Raw genomic sequence first — 18673 nt, 5'->3', positions numbered from 1 at the left:
CAACTCGCGCCGCGGCCCGATTCGTATTTAACGGGTGGAGTAACACCGCATCCGAATCAAAATCAACAATCCCCACCTGATCATCAAGCACCAGCGCATCGATGAAGGTTCGGGTTGCCGCAACCATTACCCGATTGAGATCATTCCAATCCATACTGGCGGATGTATCCAGAATAAACATCACATCCACTAGCGGTGGTGTGGCGGCATTCTGATCGCCATCCATCGGAACTTGCCATGCAGCATTCCACGCGGGAATATAGAATAAGACAAACGTCGTAAAGTGGGTCGTATCCGCCCACGCATAGCCTGTCGCCAGATCAACGCCCCATGCATCGAGGCGCTTAAAGACCCGATCGGCTTCATCGTAATAGCGAATTTCAAGGTTTGCGGTATCGTTATTCGACACCAGCAGCGGATCAAACCGCAGTTTCACCCGCGCACGGGTAAAGGGAGCCGTCGCGGTAATATCGACCGCTGCGGTTATTTGGCCTGGCAACTGCTGGAATAAGTGATCGTCAGAGAGATCCTGAAAGGTGACCGTTTTGGCAACATCGCCAATCCCATCCATCTCGACCAAGGCCGCTCCCGTCGTCATCGCCGCAGTCGTGAGAAAGCGCTCGTGGCCATCGGGGGTTCCATCGCCATCGGTATCACCAACGAGTGGATTCGTCAGGACGCGCTGTTCGCTGTCATCGCTAAGGCCATCGCCATCGGTATCGGCCTTGGTTGGGTCAGTCTGATTGGTCACCTCGATGCCATCACTTAATCCATCATCGTCAGTATCTGCTTTTAACGGATGGGTTGATCGATCCACTTCGTGGCGATTCGATAGCCCATCGCTATCAGGATCATCGGCTCCATCAAGGATAGCTGGATTGCGCGTTGCAGGGCGGGTCGGATCGGTAAACGTCGCAAACAATTCATCGACATCACTGAGGCCGTCACCGTCGGTATCGGCTACCAGCGGGTTTGTCCCAACGACGATTTCTCGATCATTAGGAATCGTGTCGCCATCACTATCAATCCGTGCCACGGCCCAGATCACCGCCGCATCAAACAGATCCCATCCCGCCGGAGTGAGATGGACGGCCCCAGCTTCTGACAGAAAGAACCCAATCCGACGAGCAGGCGCACGCATCCCGACCATCGGAGCCAAGAGATCATAGGCAAACAAGGTTGCTTTGGTTGTGCTGGTCGCAAACCCGGCAATCCGATAGCCATCGGACGTGGTTAAGCCAAAGGGCAGCGGCTGGGGAGTCGTAAAGACCGCGTGCGTGCCCGTCAATCCAGCAGTAATGGGCAGCGTTGGGTCATTAAACGTGATCGTGGTCGTCGTTTGACTCGCACTCGCATTCCCATAATCATCCCCCAAGGTTGATCCCGTCATCCCAAGATCGTCATAGAGGGCATGTTCCCACGTGATCACGGGAACCCGCACCGTGCGGAATTTGGTATTGATCGTCCCACTATTGACGGTGGCCGAGATCACAATCAGCGTTTTCTCGGTGGCATCGGCGGTCGTTGCTGCCGCTTGATCACGCAGGACCACCTGATAGCCCAAGTGCTGCAAACGGGTTTGAATCGCCGCATCGCTGGGTGACAAGGTCAGTGATCCCACCACAAATAAGGCCTGAACAGGCGAGGTTGGAGGAACCGTGGGGGTCGCAGTGGGAGTCCCAACCGTGGGGGTACTGCTTGGAATCACCGTTGCCGTTGGACTAGGCACTGACGTTTGAGTTGCCGTTGTTGTAGGAACAGAGACGGTCGGCGTGGCGACTGTATTCCCACACGGCAATCCGGCCATACTCCACTGCACACTTGCATCAAAAAGTGTCCAGCCATCGGTTGTCAAAACGGGTGGCGTTGCATCATTCAAGAACAACCCAACCCGACGGGCGGGGGCGAGCGTTTGCCCATCGATCATGACGGCACAACGCTCATAGGCAAACACCACACTGCGCTGATTCCCGCCTGCCCGTGCAATCACTACGGCTGAGGCAGATGGCTCACCATAGGGCATCGTCTGGGCTGTGGTGGCCACCGAAATCGTGCCGCTCATGCCAGCCGCGATGGCATGGGACGAGTTAACAAGCGCCAGACTTGTCAAGGCTTCGGTCGTGCCTTGGTGTTGCCCAACGACCGTTCCGGTCATCTTCATCTCATCGTAAATGGCCATTTCCCACAGCATCACCGGAATCGTCACATCGCGAAACTTCGTCCCGACATCACTGGAAGTCACGCTGGATGAGACCAATACCGCTTGGACACTCGCCGCATCAGCGGTTTGGGCTTGCTTTGCAGCTTTAACGGTCACGCCATAGCCAAGGCCTTCCAAGCGGCTCTTAATTGCGGCATCGGCGGTACTTAACGAGGACGATCCGACAACCAACAGGATGGTTCCAGTGGTCGTCCCATAGGTTGCGTGGGGAAGCTGGCTGCCCAGCACCACCACCAACAGTATCCATGACAAAAGACGGCGCATTGTTCGCTGCATATGGTATCCTCATCGCACACAAGAGGCCGTGCGAGCAACCATACAGCGCATAATCTCATCCCTCAAACCTCCTCATACGGGCGCAGGCAACCATGCAGGCGCACCGTCGATCCAGCGTCTCGTGCCATCACACAAGGAAGCGGCAAAGCAACGTGAGCACGCCCTAGCAGGACGGCAACCAGCCCGTAGAGGGTAGTGGATTAACCAATCAAGGGTGATTCTGCGCAAAATGGCTGCTACACATCGTGGGGAACATCCCCTTCCTTCGAGGACTAGCGTAGCGGATATTAATGCTCGTGTCAAGCCCATAATCAAGCAGTGGGCAGGAGTCTCTTGTCTATCAGGCCAGCACATCACCCACCATGGATTGAGGGAGTGAGGGGTTTTCTCTTCCTGCTCCTGGCTGCGATTTTTCGCCCCCTACCGCCCCTCAATCCATGCAAACCCAAGCCACCCGCGATGGCTGCGCACCGTGATCTGCTCGCCAATCGTGCCTGACCCTATCAGCGTGATCCGTTCGCGTGGATCACGCCAATCGGTGACGACGATTTGGTTTGGCCCTTTGCTCGGGCGGTTCACCGCGACAATCGTGGTGGTGTGCGACACAGCAGGGCTGTGATCCAACCCTTTGTTGAAATAGCGTACCAGCGCTGGCCCTGTCCACGCCATACTATAGATCAGCAGCATGATCGGAACCACATCACGATAGCCAGATCGGCGGATCAGTCGCCGTGTCAGCCATCCAAGACCGCCGCCAATGCCAATCCCCAGCATACTCCCAAGGATCAGCGGCAGCCAACTCAGGTGCTCACCCGCTGGGGTCAGCCCATCAAGCATCGCCCCAGGAATCAGGCCAATCGCATACATGCCCAGCAGCATGAGGCTGTCACGCAGGTGGAATGTCGGGGTCGTGCGCATCGATGGGGACTCCGTTAAGTGCTCGTCCTATCGCCATCATGACGCACCTGGGTGGAGGCGACTTTCTCGCGTGCGGGGATAGCGTGGGCAGGGAGCAGCGACCCCGAGACCTCATCCATCATGCGTCGTCGTGGCCACCTGCGCCACCGCCGCCTTCACCTTGCGCACCGTGTTCAGTGCCACCCCTACCATAGCCGCCGTTTCGCGTAACGACAGCCCATCCGCAAGGCACTGGAGAATCGCCGGACTCCACGGCTTGGCCAACACTGCCGCTGCCGAGTCTCCTGAGCCTCGCGGTCGGCCAACATGCACACCCACCTGCCGCGCCGCCTCCATCCCCGCCTTCGTGCTCTCCCCACGAGCGGCTGCCCGAGCGGCACGCTCCGCAGCGGCTTCCTGTTCTTGTTGCGCTTGAAACAGCGCCTGCATCGTTGGCGAGGGCATCCCATCCAGCACACCCTGTTCAAGACTGGTTAACATCTTGGCAGGCATCCGCCGCAGATCGCGGATCGTGCCCGTGCGGTCAAGCCAATCAAAATATTCGGTGAAATTGCCGATCGCGCGGCGCTGCTTGGCATACTTGAATTTCACATACGGCTCCACATGACCGCGATGCGGAAACACATTCAGCACCTTCATGGTTGTCGCACCCACATACGGCACCAGCGCGGCTTGGATCTCGGCAATCCGCTCAGCAATTGGGCGCATCGTCACCCCAATTTTATGGAAGCGCCCATTGTCCGTCTGGATCTCCACGAGATACAAGGCACTGCGTAACACCCGCTGCCACTGCGTGCGGTAGAGCCGCAGATCCGTCTCGGCCTCGGTCATCGCCACGGGATTCCCCGCCCGCCATGCCAGCGCAAGCTGCTGATCCAGCCGATCATGCTGCGCCGCCAAGCGCTCCTCATGGATCGCACTGAATAAATTGACGGACAATAGCCCAAGGGGGACTTGGCCCACCTTAGTGAGTTCATGGGCAAACGTAAAGCGGTTATAGGCAATCAGGCGATGGCCTTCCAGCCAGGTGCGCTGGCGATCAGTGATGACCTGCTGGGCATGAAATTTCTTCAGCGCGGTGAACAGCTTGCGGTGCAGATGGAGCGTGAAGGAGTGAAAAAAGGGCAACACGGGCAGATTCGTGGTGCGGCTGGCGGGGTTGCAGGTCGCGCCGTCGTGGGCAAAATGATGGGCAACCGTCGGGCCTTTCTTGGCGACCAGTCGCCCATGACAATACGGGCAATGCAGATCCGTCTGCCCGCGTGGGGTATCGTCAATGTGGATTAACCCCAAGTCGTCCGATACGTCGTCGCTCCATTATCGAGGGTATCACGAACAGGGCATGAAAAAAATATCGCAACCCACACACAATCCCTAGCGACCTTGGTATGCGCGACGATCGCCTATCCCGTCAAGCCCGCTTAATCCATCGTCGGTCCGGGTACATCATGGCCGAGCATGGGAGCCACTGAACGACGAAAACAATAACTCGCACGGGATTGCGCATAGCCAAGGCGCAGATAAAAGGCATGTGCCCATGTCCGCTGGATACCGGAGCGGAGGCGTACTTCGTGGTATCCGTGATGAGCCGCCCATTGCTCGCACGCACGGATGAGCTGCGTCCCTATCCCTTGCTGACGAGAGGAAGGGGCGACAACAATTCCCCCAATTTCAGCGTAGCCCTCGGTTTCTAGCAGCCGAACACCATAGACATGAACCCATCCCACCATCGCATGGGCCTCAGCGATAAAGAGGCCGTTATCGGCGCGTTCTTGCAGGTGATGGATGCGCCGATACACCGCATCGGTCATCGTCGGATAGCCAAGATCTCCACTCAACACCGCAACTGCGGATGCGTCGGCCAACGTCATTGGGCGAATCACCATCACCCGATCCTCCCATCATGGATATGCCCATCCAGCGGCGACTCCGACCATCGTTTGACAACAACCCCCATCATTCCGACTCCTCGTCATTCCACAGCAACCCTGCCACATACAACGCCAAGCGCTCATTAATCGCCGCACGGCCAATCGCACGGGTTGGCTTGGAAAATTCGCCTGCATCACGCCGCTCCATATACCTATACGGCCCACCACTATCCTCTGGTGGGGCCAACTGTGCCCCATCCATGCAGCGCGGGTACATCGCCCGTGGACTGAGTGCATGGCAGGTTTCCACGGTGATCTGGTGTTCCCACCCATCTCCGAAGTCATAGCGGTAGGCAAACTGATCACCACGGTGAAACTGAAACGACCCCACCGGTATCGTCCAGGCATCGCCCACAAAACCCAATTCTCCCGTGCGGTCAATCCCATACTCCTTGCCCTGAATGGTGAACTGATGCAGGTGGTAATCCTCCCAGCCAAACGCAAGCTGGATGAAGGCATGCAGATCGGCCAAGGTGGTATCGCTGCGCACCACCAGCCGCCGCCAGACCCGTGGGGTCACATGCAGCAGGTCAATCAGCAGCTGATAGGCCGAGGGCGTGGGCAAGGGCTTTTTGTGATACGGCGACGGCGGCACAATCGACCACGCGGGCAAATCAGCACCCCGATGCGTGGGCAGCTGGCGGCGCGGCGCTGGCCCATGCAACGCGGTAGGTTTGGCGATCGGTGGCGGGGGAGCCACCTCGCGCACCATCGCCGCATGGGCCGCCTGAATGATCTGGCCTGCCATCTGGGCAGGGGTCAGGGTTCCTTTGCCCGTGCGGTCGCGCTCAGCCTGCGTCAATTCCATGAGCAACAGCACCACCAGCGGATCATCCAATTCGATGCGCCGCACCCGTGGGTCAGGTGTCCACTCGTCACCCATCACTGGCTCCTTTTCGCGCTAGCCCCACCACCGTTCGACCGGATAGGCATCAAACGCGCTATCGCGCCCCAGAATCGGGATCTGCTCGACGAGCGCTTGGGCAATCAGCATGCGGTCAAACGGATCGCGATGATGGATCGGTAAGGTCACGATCTGCTCCAAGTGCAGCGTCGAGATCCCAAACAAGAGCATGCCATTCGTCGGTAGCAGATCATGCACCAGTTCACGCAGCGGCATGCCTAACGCGAGCTTGCCCAACGAGATTTTGATCGCCATTTCCCAGATGCTGGCCAAACTGACCAAGCGCTGGGCGTGCGGCTGCTCAATCCGCTCGCGCACCGCTGCGGGCAGCTGGGGATCACCTGCCAAAAACCATAACAGCGTGTGCGTGTCGAGGAGAAACCTCATGCGGCATCCTCCATGCCATCATCGAGCGGGTCGTCAAAATCGGCATGCAGGCGAATCTTGCCACGGGCGCTGCCAAACTGGGGCGTGCCTGTGGCCACGGGAATCAGTTGGACGGCACTGCCATCAGGGCGGGTGATAATCACCTCGTTGCCTTGGGTGGCGGCCTCAATTAAGGCGGCAAGATTCTGTTGCGCTTTGGTTATGTCAATAATCGTCATCATACCCTCCGTGTCGTTGGGTTAGCTCCCCTGAAGCTCCAAGGGGTCGTTCATGACATCGAGCATGCGCCGATCCTCGGTGTCAAGCCAGGTCAACACCTCACCTGGTGGATTGGGGTTCTTGCGAAAGATGTCAACCATCCGCGTATAGGCCGCAGGGGAGCATTGGGCGGTCGGGAAGGTTTCGCGATTCGTGCGTAAGCCCACAAGGTTTGCTTCTTCCCCCTGCGACCGGAATACTGTCAACCCCGCCTTGGGGTCAAGCACCATAAAGAAATAATCGCGCATGGCCAGCATCTGATCAATCACCGCCAACGCCGCCCGATTGCTCGGATTGACGAGGCCATGATAGGTCGTTGCGCCGTAAAACTGCAAACTCATCAGCATCACCTGATCCTGCGGATCGCCGAGCATGGCGTGGCCAAAACGAAAGCCCTGATTGGTCACGCGAGCGGGAATCGGCGTGGCGGGGCGCATCACCACGTAGCCCGTGCGCACGCCCCCACAGAGCAGCATCCCCAAGCCCAAACAGGGGTCAGGTGATTCAAGCAGCATTTGGATAAAGCCCCGATGGAGCGTTAGTGATTCTGGCATCCTGATTTCCTTTTCACACATCACTGCTGTTTAGTATACCCATAGCTGAGCGCAAGGGCTAGTCCAACAACACCAGTCCAACCACCACCACCAACGCAACGGCAGCAACGCGCAGCAGCCAGAACGATGCCAGGCGAAACCAGCGCACGCGCTCCAGCGGAACAACATAACTCATGGCGGAACAACATAACTCATGATCGTGGCCACTCCTGATCCAAGCACACAGCCAGCAAACAGCCCTGTAGCGAGCGTCTCAAGCCAATCCTTCATCATCCCTCCCTATGCACCAAGATTCCAAAAAACGATACTCAGGATCATGACGGAGAGAAACATCCTACGGGCAGAGCGAGCTGCGGTTTGCCATCGCCCAATCCAGTCCGATTCGCTCAAGATCGCGGCAAGACTCGCGCCAACCGCAATGCCCATACTGGTAATCGCAAGGATGAAACACCCAAGCGCTAGGCCAGTCATAGGCCGCTGGCTATACAGTAGCCAGAACTCAAAGCGGGCGGCGGCTGGCTCGATCCAAGCGGGGAGGCTGATGCCAATGAAGGCAATGGCGGCCATGAAACTGCGGGTCGCGACCATGCGAGACTAGGGCGGCGGATCGGACTCTGGCAGCACAGACACGATCAATGCAATGATTGCCACGAACAAATAGCCTATGGCCAAGCCAAGACACACCCATCCGATAGGATTGGCATTCATGCAGTCTCCTCCGGCAGCGGGTCAAACTGCTCATTGTAGGTTGTGGTGCGCCATTGCTGATACGCCAACACATCCTCGCGGGTGAACAAATAGCGATTGCGTTGCTTGCCTTCCGTGATAAAGCTCGGGACAAGGCGGCCCAAACCGATTTCTTGATGAATCAGTGGCTGCGAGACCTTACAGAGTTTGGCCACCTCCGGCACACCATACAGTTTACGCACCATGGGAGTCCTCGCGTGCTGGCTCCTCGGTGGTGCGATTGGGCGTAAAGCGCACGGTCTTGCCTTTCAGGACAGGGATATACTTGCCGTTCGCGATCTGGTGGTCGGCAAGGAAGGTTTTCACCGTCAACACCACCCCAGTATGACTACTGGGCTTCACCTTATGAATCCCTTGGCCCTGTTTCTCGGGTTCCTGGGTAGCCGTCAACACCACCTCGTTGCCCTTCATCTGAAGCGCAATCCAGTCAGGATTCCCAAGATGATCATAAACCTCCTTCCCAAACGCCAGAAAGCGCTCCCCGTGAACCCGCACAAAGCGACTTGTTCGGCGACCTTTGTGCGGGTTCGCGGGCAGACCATAGGCAATCACGGTCGGCGTTCGCTTCGGCGCGGCCATACAGGCGGCACACCAATCGCCAAGCGGAATGTGCTGCTCCGCTTGGCGTAAGGTTGGATAACTGCCCTGCTCCTGATGGGTTTCGCACACCACCACCCACGGGTGGTCTGACTCAATGCCTGCTTGCTCAGCATAATACAGGGTCACGGGTTGTCCGGTTGTGCGGCTGATACTCTGTTTCACCCGCCCAGGAATGCCCTGATCGGCGTAGGTTCGGTCGGTCGGTCGGGCCATGGAATCCTCCAGTGGTGATCATTGTCGGTCATGACTTAATTCCTCCTCAAAAGCATGCGATTCCAGTCAACCGCGCCATGGTGGGTATGCCCACCATGGCGCACGGGGGCACTAGGCCGCGTCGCGATCACGCCATCGTGGAACGATCAGCGGGGGAGCGTGGCGCTCGATGCGGGCCACGTCCTCCCGCCGCTCACACACGACCTGCCATGCATTGGCCTCCGCGCGGTGGGCTTCGGCAAGCCGCTCCTCACCGATCATGCGCCGTTCGGTCGCGTCCTCGTAGGCCGTGATCGCATCGTTGAGCACGTGTTGCGCCGTATGGAGCTGCGCTTGGCGCTGGCGTTCACGCTCGGCGGCAAACCACAATGCGACCGCGATCATATGGCGACACGTCCCCTTATAGCCGCGTCGGCGATGAGAACAGTGACACGCCCATGCGACCCCCGATGGGTGGTAACCAACCGTCACACGGTAGCGGCGCGTGCCATCGTGGACGAAGACGCACTGCACTCCGCCATCCGAAAGCGCGTCAATGGTCTGCGGATACTGGGCCGTAATCAGGGTTACAGCGTGATCAATGGCCGATAAGGAACGGGCCAGCGCATGCAGGTCGCGGGCGCTGGTCGTCGTAGCGATCTGCGCATACAGAGCTTGACGCATGCGCTCGGCTTCGGGTAGAATTAAGTCGTTCATGGTTCAGTTGCCTTTCTCAAGGCGCTAACCACGCGCTGGCGGTGCTGGTTACACCGCCAGCGCATTGTGTTTTAGTGCGTCTCATGCTCCGTCATTGCCTTCACCTTCGTAATCCTGAGACTCCCTGCGCGGTGGTGTTCTTTGCGCTGCTTTGCGATCATTTCCGCAATCCCTGCACGCCCATTGGCGATCAATTTCCGCACCAGATCTTCCAATCCTGCCCGATCATAGCTGGCAATCACGGTCGGGCGTGTGATTTCCATCGTCGCAATCCCATCAAGCACGACCTTACCTCCTGCGGCTTCGATCAGGCTGCTTAATGCGGTTCGTGCCTGCTCACGCTCGGCATTCAGGTTGGCGATCTGATCGTCTACCGTGGCGATGGTCTGGTACAGCGTGGCGATTTGTGCAGCGTTTGACATGCTTGGTTCTCCTTCCTAATCGGCAGCGGCTCTATGCCGCTGCCGATTTTCTCTCTCGTTAGGCGGCGATCACGGTGGTTGAGCGGCAGCGCTTGGCAGCGGCAACGGCGGGGGGCGGTGGCTCGGGTGCTCCCTCGTGGGCCTCATCGGCTGGATCCACGATCGCCATAATCTGCTTGGTAATTCCTTGGATATGGCCCAACACCTGCTTGATGAGGGCCGTACCTCCCTCGCTGGCCGACCATCCGGCGATATATGGGAATGACCGCTCGCCGCTGTCAATCCCGATGCAGGTACACACCTGAAACGCCACCCCTTCCGCGATAGTTTCGTGTGCTTCCCTCGTGTGTTTTCCGTCCGTGAGGTGGTGCGCAAACTCGTGGATGAGGGTTTTGAGCATTTGCGCCTTGGCGACAGGGCGAATCCAAATCAGCGTTGATGCAGCGGAATAATAGCCCATTGCCTCACCCATGGCGTGCTGGTTGTCGCTGCTGACGGTCAAACCTTCACGCGTCGCATAGACAACCAAGCGATCATACAGGTCATGACCGCGATCCTCGGTAAGCAATGGACAATCCAGTGTTGGAATGTCCTCCCCCTCGGTTTGGCTGATGTCAAACACATGTTCAATCCCGAAGTAGATATGGGTTTGCTCGTCGCCCGTGGCTGCGTCGATTTTCGATGCAACGCGCGGGGCATAGATCATGATGCCCTTCTCCCCCTTTTTCACGGTTCGCCCCAGTTTTTTCCAGGTATGAAAGCCTGCTACTCGTTCAGCAGCGGGGTTTTGAAACCAAATCAGCATGGCATTATTCACGCTATACGCGTGAAACTTGGCATTGGCAGCTAACACGGTTTTAAAGGTGTCACTGTCCAAAATCGCTTGGACACCCGCTATTATTAAGAGGGTATCAAGCTGGCTGCGGCGTTCGGTATCACGGGCGGCGCGTTCGTCGGCGGTCAATACGGGCTTGCGCTTGGTGTTCATGGGTCAGTACCTTTCCATAGACCACGGCAGGAGCGCTGGTACACTCACTGCCGTGTTTGATTCTTAGATATAGTATACACTATTTATAACTCTTTATCAATACCATTTCCCTCCTTTTTATCCCCTAAAACACGCGTTCCTAGTATTCGTCAGGTAGTAACAGGGTCGTGCTGGCGCGGTCGGCTTCGGTAATCACCCAAATGGTGATTCCATCAAACACAAGACTGCCAAACACGCGATAGCCCTTACGAATCGCCTCCATATTGGCAGTAATATCATCAGCATCCAGCTGCCATTGACACCACGCATGCCGCCGGAGCAGCTGAATAAGATCATATTTGGACAACCTGAGTGCATCAATGCCACGCGTTAACAAAACGCGACCGAGATCAAACGCAGCGTGCTGGATAGTCGGGGGCGTATTCATGGGTCAATTCCTTTCTCCAATTATGTTATGCCGAGGGGTGCACCTAGTGGGACGCGATCAATGCGTCGGCACGATTACGACCACGCGGATTGTTTGGGTACGGGTTCGCTTGATTGCCTCACATTCGGCGGTTTCACGGGTGGCGGTGTAGGCTTCCTCTCCCATGATCCAGCGCTGCCGTTTAGCCGGAACCTGCGTGCGAGGTTCGCGATGCCATGCGCCGTTGTTGATGCGCATCGTGCTATAGATCCGCTGGGCCGCATCGCGGATCTGGATATGGATCGCGCGCTCGGCGCGCTCGGCGCGGATCTGGATGGTGTGGGTGTCCGCGACATCTTCTAACAAACGGCGTAGCTCGCGTGCGCCAAACAGGTAGCACACATCACCAACCACCAGGTGCACGATGGTGCTGTTGGGCTTCGTGAAGGCCGCGCGGACTACACCCACTCCCATCCAGCGGCTCGCGTAGATCATGCGCTCGGCTGTGCGCAGTGCGGCTGATTGTGGTTTGATAACGGGCTGGACAATCACAGGGGCGGTGTAGTTGAACAAGTCCAACTGCTGGATGGTGGTTGGCCGCATGGCGTTGCTCCTCTCGCGCTGCGAGCGGCCAAGGCTGGCCGCTCGTGGCTCTCCATTCCGATTTAGGCGGCGTATTCGTACTCAGCCATTACGGGGATGCTCGCGGGCATCGGAAACTCGCTGCGGCTCCAGCGCTCTACGTCAATTTCCCACAAATAGCCTTTCAAGTGGTCAATGTGGGCCTTAATGGCAGCCTCACGGGCTGCTAACTCGGCATCGCTCAAAATCGCTACGTCGGTGGTGGTATCAATCGGGGTGTTCATGGGTCGGTGCCTTTCTGGATAACGACAGCAGTGCTGGTACACGCGCTGCCGTTCTTGATTTCATAGATGAATTGTACTATATTTACAACTCTTTGTCAATAAAATAAATCCCTTTCTAATGCCCTAAAACGACCAATTCTGACCAATTCAGCGCGTCGATTTCTGGGTTTGTCGTTGGCTCGTTGGGGTCGTTTCGTGGGGGCTGTGACGCGCTGTACGGGCTTGTGCGGGGCGGTTCTTGGCGCGGTCGTTCGGCTTCGCACGGCGCACCGCGCGTTGATTGGCCTGCCGCGCACGGCAGTTTCCTTGGCCGTGAGAGATGGAGGGTGAAGGAAAGGATGGGTGGGGGTTTGGGGGCGGGAAGGAAAAACTTGGGGCGATGGTTGTCCTTCCCGCCCCCAAGAATAACCTTTCGGCTTGAATTGGCGCATTCGTGCCAGCACAACCATGTGGGTTGGGAACCAAAGAAACACGCTATTGGATAGTCTCTTGCGCGGGTCTTTTTTCGGGCGCTTTCTGCACCCTAGCGCTGGATGATTCCCCCTGAAGGGCGCTGTTTGCCGATCCATCAACGGCGTTGCCGATGGGAGAATACGGCGATAGACCAGCGCTGCCGCTCGTCACGCGCCTTTCCGGCAATGAAAACTCAGTCCACAAGCGGTTAAGTGACCCTCCCTAGTTGGTGTATTCTGCTCCTGAATGGGCACTCGCCCGCCAACTCGACAATTCACACCGTGAGGAGTTTTTGCGATGACCCTTGAACGACTGAGCACTGCGCCAACCGACTTTGATTTCGCCCTCGGCGACTGGCATGTGCGCCACCGACGACTCAAAGACCGCCTCGTTGGCTGCACCGACTGGATTGCGTTCCCAGGACGCATGTCCACCCACGCCGTGCTTGGCGGCTATGGAAACCTTGAAGACAACCTTGTGCAGCTCCCGGAAGGGCCATATCGCGCTATCGCGATCCGCTCGTTCAATCCCGACACGCTGTGCTGGTCGATCTGGTGGCTCGATGGGCGCATGCCTGGCCAGCTTGACGTGCCTGTGGTCGGGCAGTTTGCCCACGGTATCGGCACCTTCTACGCTGATGACACACTCCACGGCACCCCCATCAAAGTCCGCTTTCTCTGGTTTACGACCACACCCGACCAGCCGCGCTGGGAACAAGCCTTCTCCGCCGATAATGGAGTCACGTGGGAAACCAACTGGACGATGGAGTTCTCCCGCTAACCGCGCAGTCATGCACGCAGCCGCTGGGTAGCGATAGGAATACCTAGCGGCGCTGTAATTAGGAAGCTGTGTGTGACGCATCGGCAGCAATGGACACAGACCACACGCCAGACTAACCAGAAACGCGCATTCCCTAGACCAGTGCATCGATTGCCGTACAGCGGCCATCACTTGCTTGCCTGCACTGATCCATCCGCTGATGGATGCGATACGCGTCCATGCGTGCTATACTCAAAAAACGCTCGCGGCACGGGTGGGGCCAAACGCGGCCACGCCAGTGGCCCACCATCGCTGGGTGGGACGTGCCGCCGTTCGCACTGAACAATCCAGAGCAATATCTGCACCAAACCCATGGGACGCATGGCAGACAGCGGGCAACGATGAACCCGATTCCTATCCACGAGACAAGGAGGCGTGATGCTTGATCAGCTCAAACAATGGTGGCATCTTCGGCGCGTACACAAGAGTGCCATGGAAACCATCAACAGCCACCGTGGATTCAGCGGGAAAGGATGGGATGTCAGTCCAACCATGACCCCAGAATCCCGTCTCGCGATTGCGGAGGCGGTTCAAACCTGGCTGCATGCTGAATTACCCTCTACCGCTACCCCCAATGGCATTGCCCAATATCGCGTCACGCTTGGCTATGCACACATGGATGGAACCCACCGCACCTACCTTGGCCAAGAACCGTTACCCATGTTTGAACGCCTCGATGCGACCACCGCCATTGCCCAGATTCATGCGCATATCCTCGCTGCCGATTGGACAACCATGCCGACCCTCACCACCCTCGAAGTCTACTTGCTCAGTTATGGCGATGTCCTCAAACCGTTCTTGGATGCCGAAGCACAACGCCGCTGATGATTTCCCACCAGCGACGCTGCCGCCCCGCCTTAGAACTTCAGCTCCTGTCGAAATTCTTCGGCATACGCCAGCCCCCAAAGCTCAACATGGGCTTTAGTACAGGATGCCTATAGGCATCAACCTTAGCCTCCCCCCGTCGTCAGCGCTCGTAGCCGTTGGGCCGTTGAGGGCCGCTTCTGACGTTTCTGCACCCGCGCCAACCGCCCAATGATGTTAGCAAGGGTCGTGAGCACCGTCTCCAATTGCTCACGACATCCGCGACTGCTCGCCAGATCGGTCGCATAGGCCATCACGATTTGCGCCGCTTTGAACAGGCTGCGCTCCGCCGTATCCCACGCACTCGCCACGAGAATCCACTGTTGAAAGACCAGTCCGATCAATTTGGCATAGATCTCGCAGAGAATGCGGGCTGGGTTCTTGGTCCGCCACTCGTCCACATGGCCATGACTCTTCCATAATTTGAACACCAGTTCGATCTGCCAGCGGATTTTCAGCAGAACCATCGCCTCGGCGAGACTGAGTTTGTCTCCCGGTGCGTTGGTAATGACCACCGTCCATGCGGCCAGATCAAGAGCATCCTTGGAGACCGGGCGGCGCTTGCCATGTGCCTCGTCTTTCACCCGCTGACACCGTTGCGCTGCCACGGCATCCGACACCCGTTGCACCAACAACCGTGCATGCAGGCGATGATCTTTGCCAACCATCACCGCCCCTTCCCAGTGATCCACGTCGCCCAATCCCGTCACGACCTCAAGGATCGACTGTTCTTTCTGGCCTGGCAGCCGAATCCGGCTGTGACTCTGGACCCGCGAGAGCCAATACACCTCAGCGGCGGCAAGCTCACGAAAAACACGCATGTTGTAGAAGCCGAGGTCGGCCAGCCGCAGACTCCCAGCCGGCAGTGGGGCGTGTTGGACTGGCAAGGCATGGTCTGATGCCCGTCCATCGGCAAGATCGATCCCGCAGATCGCCCCGGTGAGGAGATCGAGTTGGACACCGCATTTCATTCCCGCTGTACCACGCGCCGTATCGTTGCCACACCCACGGTAGGTCGTTGCCAGCGCATCAGGGAGGCCAATCGTGGTGCTGTCATGGATGCGGACACTGGTGAAACGTTGAAGAATCGGCACCGCGACGGGATCAGCGCTCATGGCGTAGCCCAGAGTGGCGGTCAGCACCTGGTGCAGCAGCGTGGCGGTGGCGAGCGTAAACCGCCGATCAATCGCTTGGGGCGAGACATCAACGCCCACGCGTGCCGCCATGTGGGCCAATTGTCCCAAACTAGCCGTCGGGTTGGCCAAGCATCCATAGACCAGTGTCTGCACCAACGTGCTCGGGGTGAAGGCTGCCCGGTCGGGACGCTTCACATAGCCAAGCGTTGCTGCAACCGTTTCGGTGGTGGTGGTCAGAAGGGATTGCATGGCCTGACTAACCTGCGGTATGATCGACATCGATGCTCCTTGGATTCATGGTGTGTAGCAATTCCATGATGCCATAGGAGCGTCTCTCACGATTAAGGTTGATGCCTATAGGCTAGCTGGGTTAATCCCCATTAAGAAATATTAATGCTAGGGCCGTTTTTTGCCGAATGGACATGCAATGTGCGCGCACCAACGCAGATTCCTCCAGTTTTCTCTATCGACCATGCGTGCTGACGCGAACCTTTTCGGTTGTGTAATCGCGCTATGGTATCCATGTATGAGGTGTCGGATAGAATATCCATCATCCATAGCCACAAAACCGTGAGCAACCGCTTACATCGGAACCATTGCTTTGCAAGGATAGACAAACACGCCTGCCAGACCAAAGGAGTGCGCGATGGATGATCTCGATCTGCATCTTGCCTTAGAAGCCCTGCGCACGAACCCTGCCGCCCATGTCTATCACGAACGGATCACACGGGGCATGGAGGCGATTGCACAGGCAACCCTCACGTCCTTTGAGCGTGCTGCCCTCCACCGTCTCCTTGTGCGGTTTCCCATATCAACGCCACCAGCCGCCGATCCGATAGCCGCCTTAATTGCCGCTTTTCAACGCGAATTGCCACAGCACGATCCCGCAGCCGTGGCCACGGCGATTCAGCAGGCGCTTGCCCAGCGACCTGCCACGCTCAACGGCGCTCCGGTCACGATCACGATGAACGGCGATACGCATGCGCACCAGGCGAACTTGGCCATAGGCAATCAAGTAGGCGGCAATCTGGTGCAAGTCACGGTCACGATTCCGATTCCAAACTCGGGGCTGTAGTCTCAGGGCCTGACGACTCCTGCTGCGGGTGCTTCGGCTTCGAAATCGCAACCATTCGACTGATCGACATCGCCGTGTGCTGCTGTTCGCCATAGCGTTGCAGGCTCCAAATTTTCTGCCCTCCTTTTGGATGCCTACTGCTGATTTGCAACGATTCTGCAACGATTCTGCAACGCCTTGTTGCGGGATCTTGGTATAGTTTCTCATATGCCCAATAGCATAGCTCACCGTATCAGCATTTATTTTTAGCCATAGGATGAGTATGAACGTTTTCGGTAAAATGATGATGCTTCTTGGTTTGTTGCTCACAAGTTTGGCCCTAGTACCAAACCAGCAGTTGGTTCACGCGCATGATGTACAACCGCTTAGGACAAGCGATTTTACTATTGCCCCTGAGTTACAGACCCAGTTTGAGCAAGTACACACGGTTATTGGTAGGTATAGTGGTGCACACTATACCTATCGCCATCGCTTTGCTCCTTGCATCGGGTGTGTTAACGGATTGGTTTGATGAATGGCATCGTCCAATAACCCGAAGTACCTTTGTTGCCCGTGAACGCCAAGCATATTGGGCGCAATTTGGCGCCTTTGATGAAACCCTCGCGCAACTCTTGACAACAAAAAATGCTACCGATGTCATTCCGATTAGTATTTGGATGCGGGAAAGTGCCCTATCGAGAACGGCCCAAACTACCATTATCAATGGTTTGGTGTCAGCACCGTACCAGTTTAGGTATGGGGAGCGAACTCCAACCTTGATGGCATCGATGACAAAACATGATTTGGTGTTGCTTCAGTGGGATCAACGGATTGATCGGATTTATGCGATCCAAGCGATTCAACCTTCCGATGCGTTTGGTGTGGCTGCGCCTGCCACGCCGACCATAATCAGCGCCCTCAATACTGAGTACATTCCACCATTATGGCATGCTGGATTACAAGGGCAAGGGCGGAAACTCGGGCTGCTTGAAGTGGGACGGCCTCGACCAATGCCAGGCCTAACAATTGTAAGTCAACAACCCGCATGTACAGGGTTGTCTATCGATGATCATGCGACAGTCGTTGCCAATGTCATAGCCAGTAGCTCAGCCTATTTAGGGGTCGCGCCTGATGCAGGGGTCATCGCAGGATATGCGGTTGTTGAGGAAGATGTGGAATCAGCATTAACCTGGATGTTTGACCAAGGTGCTGATGCCGCCAACATAAGTTTATCGAGCGAAGGATCAAATCAATTGGGGCGTTCTGATCGGGTTGTTGATTATATTACCCGTCGTGATCGACGCTTAATTGTCGTTGCAACTGGCAATCAGGGAGGCTTTGTTGGATCGCCAGCTAAGGCATGGGGGGCATTATCGGTTGGGGGGTTTGAGGATATGAATTCCATGACCTGGAATGATGATGACATGTTAGAAGAGTTCTATCCTCCGCCCGCAACGAACAAAATTTCTGCTTGGGGAAATCCGATAATGGGATCGATGACATGGGAGAAGCCTGAAGTCAGTGCCGTTAGTGTCATAACAACCTATACTGATGTGGGAGTTGCCTCAACCTGGGTTGGTACAAGCATGGCCGCCCCACAAGTAACAGGTTTGGCAGGCTTATTAATCCAAGCAATGCCAACGCTCGTTGATTGGCCGGAAGCAACCAAAGCAATTATTATGGCTTCATCGGTGCATAATATTGCCGATGGAATCGCCATTGATCCTGCGGCGGGTGATCTCCATGATGGAGCAGGCGGTTTGGTAGGAGTATTGGCCCGCGAGGTTGCCCTAACCCATGGAGAATTGGGTATCTTCTTCCCGTGTAGTGATTCATGATCAGTATGTCACCATTTGGCCGTAGCGGCTGATGCGGAACAATAGCGATCCAACGCGATGGGTGGCGGAGGCCCATACCATTGCCCAATCGCGTACTGGAGCAACCCAAGAAATCGTGGGAG

At 56.9% G+C, this 18673-nt stretch carries 22 protein-coding genes; 4 read left to right on the top strand and 18 right to left on the bottom strand.

Annotation, left to right across the window (positions count from 1 at the left end):
* The 17 genes from ABEB26_RS25725 to ABEB26_RS25645 form a co-directional block, all read right to left on the bottom strand.
* On the bottom strand, positions 1-2497 hold a 2497-nt coding region (locus ABEB26_RS25725; RefSeq protein WP_345724955.1), incomplete at its 3' end, for a VWA domain-containing protein.
* 420 nt (positions 2498-2917) lie between these two features.
* Entirely contained in the window at positions 2918-3415 is a 498-nt protein-coding gene (locus ABEB26_RS25720) for a hypothetical protein (protein ID WP_345724954.1), read from the bottom strand.
* A 111-nt stretch (positions 3416-3526) separates the two neighbouring features.
* Positions 3527-4708: a competence protein CoiA family protein gene (locus tag ABEB26_RS25715; RefSeq protein WP_345724953.1), complete on the bottom strand. Its 1182-nt coding sequence runs from the start codon at positions 4706-4708 to the stop codon at positions 3527-3529.
* A gap of 128 nt (positions 4709-4836) precedes the next feature.
* A complete protein-coding gene (locus ABEB26_RS25710; protein WP_345724952.1) occupies positions 4837-5301 on the bottom strand; it encodes a GNAT family N-acetyltransferase in 465 nt (154 codons plus the stop codon).
* A gap of 70 nt (positions 5302-5371) precedes the next feature.
* A complete protein-coding gene (locus ABEB26_RS25705) occupies positions 5372-6229 on the bottom strand; it encodes a plasmid pRiA4b ORF-3 family protein (protein WP_345724951.1) in 858 nt (285 codons plus the stop codon).
* Positions 6230-6247: 18 nt separating this feature from the next.
* Complete coding sequence (locus tag ABEB26_RS25700) at positions 6248-6637, bottom strand: type II toxin-antitoxin system VapC family toxin (RefSeq protein WP_345724950.1); 390 nt, start codon at positions 6635-6637, stop codon at positions 6248-6250.
* Positions 6634-6858, bottom strand: a complete 225-nt coding sequence (locus tag ABEB26_RS25695) for a type II toxin-antitoxin system Phd/YefM family antitoxin (RefSeq protein ID WP_345724949.1) — start codon at positions 6856-6858, stop codon at positions 6634-6636. The genes ABEB26_RS25700 and ABEB26_RS25695 overlap by 4 nt, the downstream gene beginning before the upstream one ends.
* Before the next feature lie 18 nt (positions 6859-6876).
* Positions 6877-7449 carry a hypothetical protein gene (locus ABEB26_RS25690; RefSeq protein ID WP_345724948.1) on the bottom strand — a complete coding sequence of 191 codons (573 nt, stop codon included), beginning with the start codon at positions 7447-7449 and terminating at the stop codon, positions 6877-6879.
* Between the two features lie 279 nt (positions 7450-7728).
* Positions 7729-8016 (bottom strand): hypothetical protein, encoded by a 288-nt coding sequence (locus ABEB26_RS25685; RefSeq protein WP_345724947.1) that lies wholly within the window; start codon positions 8014-8016, stop codon positions 7729-7731.
* A 137-nt stretch (positions 8017-8153) separates the two neighbouring features.
* A complete protein-coding gene (locus ABEB26_RS25680) occupies positions 8154-8381 on the bottom strand; it encodes a helix-turn-helix domain-containing protein (protein WP_345724946.1) in 228 nt (75 codons plus the stop codon).
* Complete coding sequence (locus ABEB26_RS25675; RefSeq protein ID WP_345724945.1) at positions 8371-9009, bottom strand: hypothetical protein; 639 nt, start codon at positions 9007-9009, stop codon at positions 8371-8373. Before ABEB26_RS25675 ends, ABEB26_RS25680 begins: the two co-directional genes overlap by 11 nt.
* Before the next feature lie 111 nt (positions 9010-9120).
* On the bottom strand, positions 9121-9705 hold the full coding sequence (locus tag ABEB26_RS25670; protein WP_345724944.1) for a hypothetical protein: 585 nt from the start codon (positions 9703-9705) through the stop codon (positions 9121-9123).
* A 71-nt stretch (positions 9706-9776) separates the two neighbouring features.
* Positions 9777-10127 (bottom strand): hypothetical protein, encoded by a 351-nt coding sequence (locus ABEB26_RS25665; protein WP_345724943.1) that lies wholly within the window; start codon positions 10125-10127, stop codon positions 9777-9779.
* Positions 10128-10185: 58 nt separating this feature from the next.
* On the bottom strand, positions 10186-11115 hold the full coding sequence (locus ABEB26_RS25660; RefSeq protein WP_345724942.1) for an ArdC-like ssDNA-binding domain-containing protein: 930 nt from the start codon (positions 11113-11115) through the stop codon (positions 10186-10188).
* A 139-nt stretch (positions 11116-11254) separates the two neighbouring features.
* On the bottom strand, positions 11255-11542 hold the full coding sequence (locus ABEB26_RS25655; RefSeq protein ID WP_345724941.1) for a plasmid related protein: 288 nt from the start codon (positions 11540-11542) through the stop codon (positions 11255-11257).
* A 57-nt stretch (positions 11543-11599) separates the two neighbouring features.
* On the bottom strand, positions 11600-12124 hold the full coding sequence (locus ABEB26_RS25650) for a hypothetical protein (protein WP_345724940.1): 525 nt from the start codon (positions 12122-12124) through the stop codon (positions 11600-11602).
* A gap of 62 nt (positions 12125-12186) precedes the next feature.
* On the bottom strand, positions 12187-12387 hold the full coding sequence (locus ABEB26_RS25645; protein WP_345724939.1) for a hypothetical protein: 201 nt from the start codon (positions 12385-12387) through the stop codon (positions 12187-12189).
* 750 nt (positions 12388-13137) lie between these two features.
* Here ABEB26_RS25645 and ABEB26_RS25640 point away from each other — a divergent pair.
* Together ABEB26_RS25640 and ABEB26_RS25635 are read left to right on the top strand one after the other, a co-directional pair.
* A complete protein-coding gene (locus ABEB26_RS25640) occupies positions 13138-13620 on the top strand; it encodes a DUF1579 domain-containing protein (protein ID WP_345724938.1) in 483 nt (160 codons plus the stop codon).
* A 417-nt stretch (positions 13621-14037) separates the two neighbouring features.
* On the top strand, positions 14038-14484 hold the full coding sequence (locus tag ABEB26_RS25635; RefSeq protein ID WP_345724937.1) for a hypothetical protein: 447 nt from the start codon (positions 14038-14040) through the stop codon (positions 14482-14484).
* Between the two features lie 125 nt (positions 14485-14609).
* On the opposite strand, the gene ABEB26_RS25630 is transcribed toward ABEB26_RS25635, so the two are convergent.
* Positions 14610-15938 (bottom strand): IS4 family transposase, encoded by a 1329-nt coding sequence (locus ABEB26_RS25630; RefSeq protein WP_345724936.1) that lies wholly within the window; start codon positions 15936-15938, stop codon positions 14610-14612.
* A 367-nt stretch (positions 15939-16305) separates the two neighbouring features.
* On the opposite strand from ABEB26_RS25630, the gene ABEB26_RS25625 reads away from it, so the two are divergent.
* Positions 16306-16734, top strand: a complete 429-nt coding sequence (locus tag ABEB26_RS25625; RefSeq protein WP_345724935.1) for a hypothetical protein — start codon at positions 16306-16308, stop codon at positions 16732-16734.
* A 767-nt stretch (positions 16735-17501) separates the two neighbouring features.
* Positions 17502-18551: a S8 family peptidase gene (locus ABEB26_RS25620; protein WP_345724934.1), complete on the top strand. Its 1050-nt coding sequence runs from the start codon at positions 17502-17504 to the stop codon at positions 18549-18551.
* The last annotated feature ends 122 nt before the right edge of the window (positions 18552-18673 follow it).

The organism is Herpetosiphon gulosus, from assembly GCF_039545135.1.
GTDB lineage: Bacteria > Chloroflexota > Chloroflexia > Chloroflexales > Herpetosiphonaceae > Herpetosiphon > Herpetosiphon gulosus.
Note: the sequence above shows the minus strand (reverse complement) of the source record. Positions and strands in the feature narration are given on the sequence as shown.

Coding starts and splice junctions, on each gene's coding strand:
- ABEB26_RS25705 (WP_345724951.1), bottom strand. CDS start 6,229: ATGGGTGACGAGTGGACACCTGACCCACGGGTGCGGCGCATCGAATTG.
- ABEB26_RS25650 (WP_345724940.1), bottom strand. CDS start 12,124: ATGCGGCCAACCACCATCCAGCAGTTGGACTTGTTCAACTACACCGCC.
- ABEB26_RS25630 (WP_345724936.1), bottom strand. CDS start 15,938: ATGTCGATCATACCGCAGGTTAGTCAGGCCATGCAATCCCTTCTGACC.
- ABEB26_RS25690 (WP_345724948.1), bottom strand. CDS start 7,449: ATGCCAGAATCACTAACGCTCCATCGGGGCTTTATCCAAATGCTGCTT.
- ABEB26_RS25675 (WP_345724945.1), bottom strand. CDS start 9,009: ATGGCCCGACCGACCGACCGAACCTACGCCGATCAGGGCATTCCTGGG.
- ABEB26_RS25670 (WP_345724944.1), bottom strand. CDS start 9,705: ATGAACGACTTAATTCTACCCGAAGCCGAGCGCATGCGTCAAGCTCTG.
- ABEB26_RS25720 (WP_345724954.1), bottom strand. CDS start 3,415: ATGCGCACGACCCCGACATTCCACCTGCGTGACAGCCTCATGCTGCTG.
- ABEB26_RS25700 (WP_345724950.1), bottom strand. CDS start 6,637: ATGAGGTTTCTCCTCGACACGCACACGCTGTTATGGTTTTTGGCAGGT.
- ABEB26_RS25695 (WP_345724949.1), bottom strand. CDS start 6,858: ATGATGACGATTATTGACATAACCAAAGCGCAACAGAATCTTGCCGCC.
- ABEB26_RS25665 (WP_345724943.1), bottom strand. CDS start 10,127: ATGTCAAACGCTGCACAAATCGCCACGCTGTACCAGACCATCGCCACG.
- ABEB26_RS25640 (WP_345724938.1), top strand. CDS start 13,138: ATGACCCTTGAACGACTGAGCACTGCGCCAACCGACTTTGATTTCGCC.
- ABEB26_RS25645 (WP_345724939.1), bottom strand. CDS start 12,387: ATGAACACCCCGATTGATACCACCACCGACGTAGCGATTTTGAGCGAT.
- ABEB26_RS25625 (WP_345724935.1), top strand. CDS start 16,306: ATGGATGATCTCGATCTGCATCTTGCCTTAGAAGCCCTGCGCACGAAC.
- ABEB26_RS25635 (WP_345724937.1), top strand. CDS start 14,038: ATGCTTGATCAGCTCAAACAATGGTGGCATCTTCGGCGCGTACACAAG.
- ABEB26_RS25660 (WP_345724942.1), bottom strand. CDS start 11,115: ATGAACACCAAGCGCAAGCCCGTATTGACCGCCGACGAACGCGCCGCC.
- ABEB26_RS25655 (WP_345724941.1), bottom strand. CDS start 11,542: ATGAATACGCCCCCGACTATCCAGCACGCTGCGTTTGATCTCGGTCGC.
- ABEB26_RS25620 (WP_345724934.1), top strand. CDS start 17,502: ATGACAAAACATGATTTGGTGTTGCTTCAGTGGGATCAACGGATTGAT.
- ABEB26_RS25680 (WP_345724946.1), bottom strand. CDS start 8,381: ATGGTGCGTAAACTGTATGGTGTGCCGGAGGTGGCCAAACTCTGTAAG.
- ABEB26_RS25710 (WP_345724952.1), bottom strand. CDS start 5,301: ATGGTGATTCGCCCAATGACGTTGGCCGACGCATCCGCAGTTGCGGTG.
- ABEB26_RS25685 (WP_345724947.1), bottom strand. CDS start 8,016: ATGGCCGCCATTGCCTTCATTGGCATCAGCCTCCCCGCTTGGATCGAG.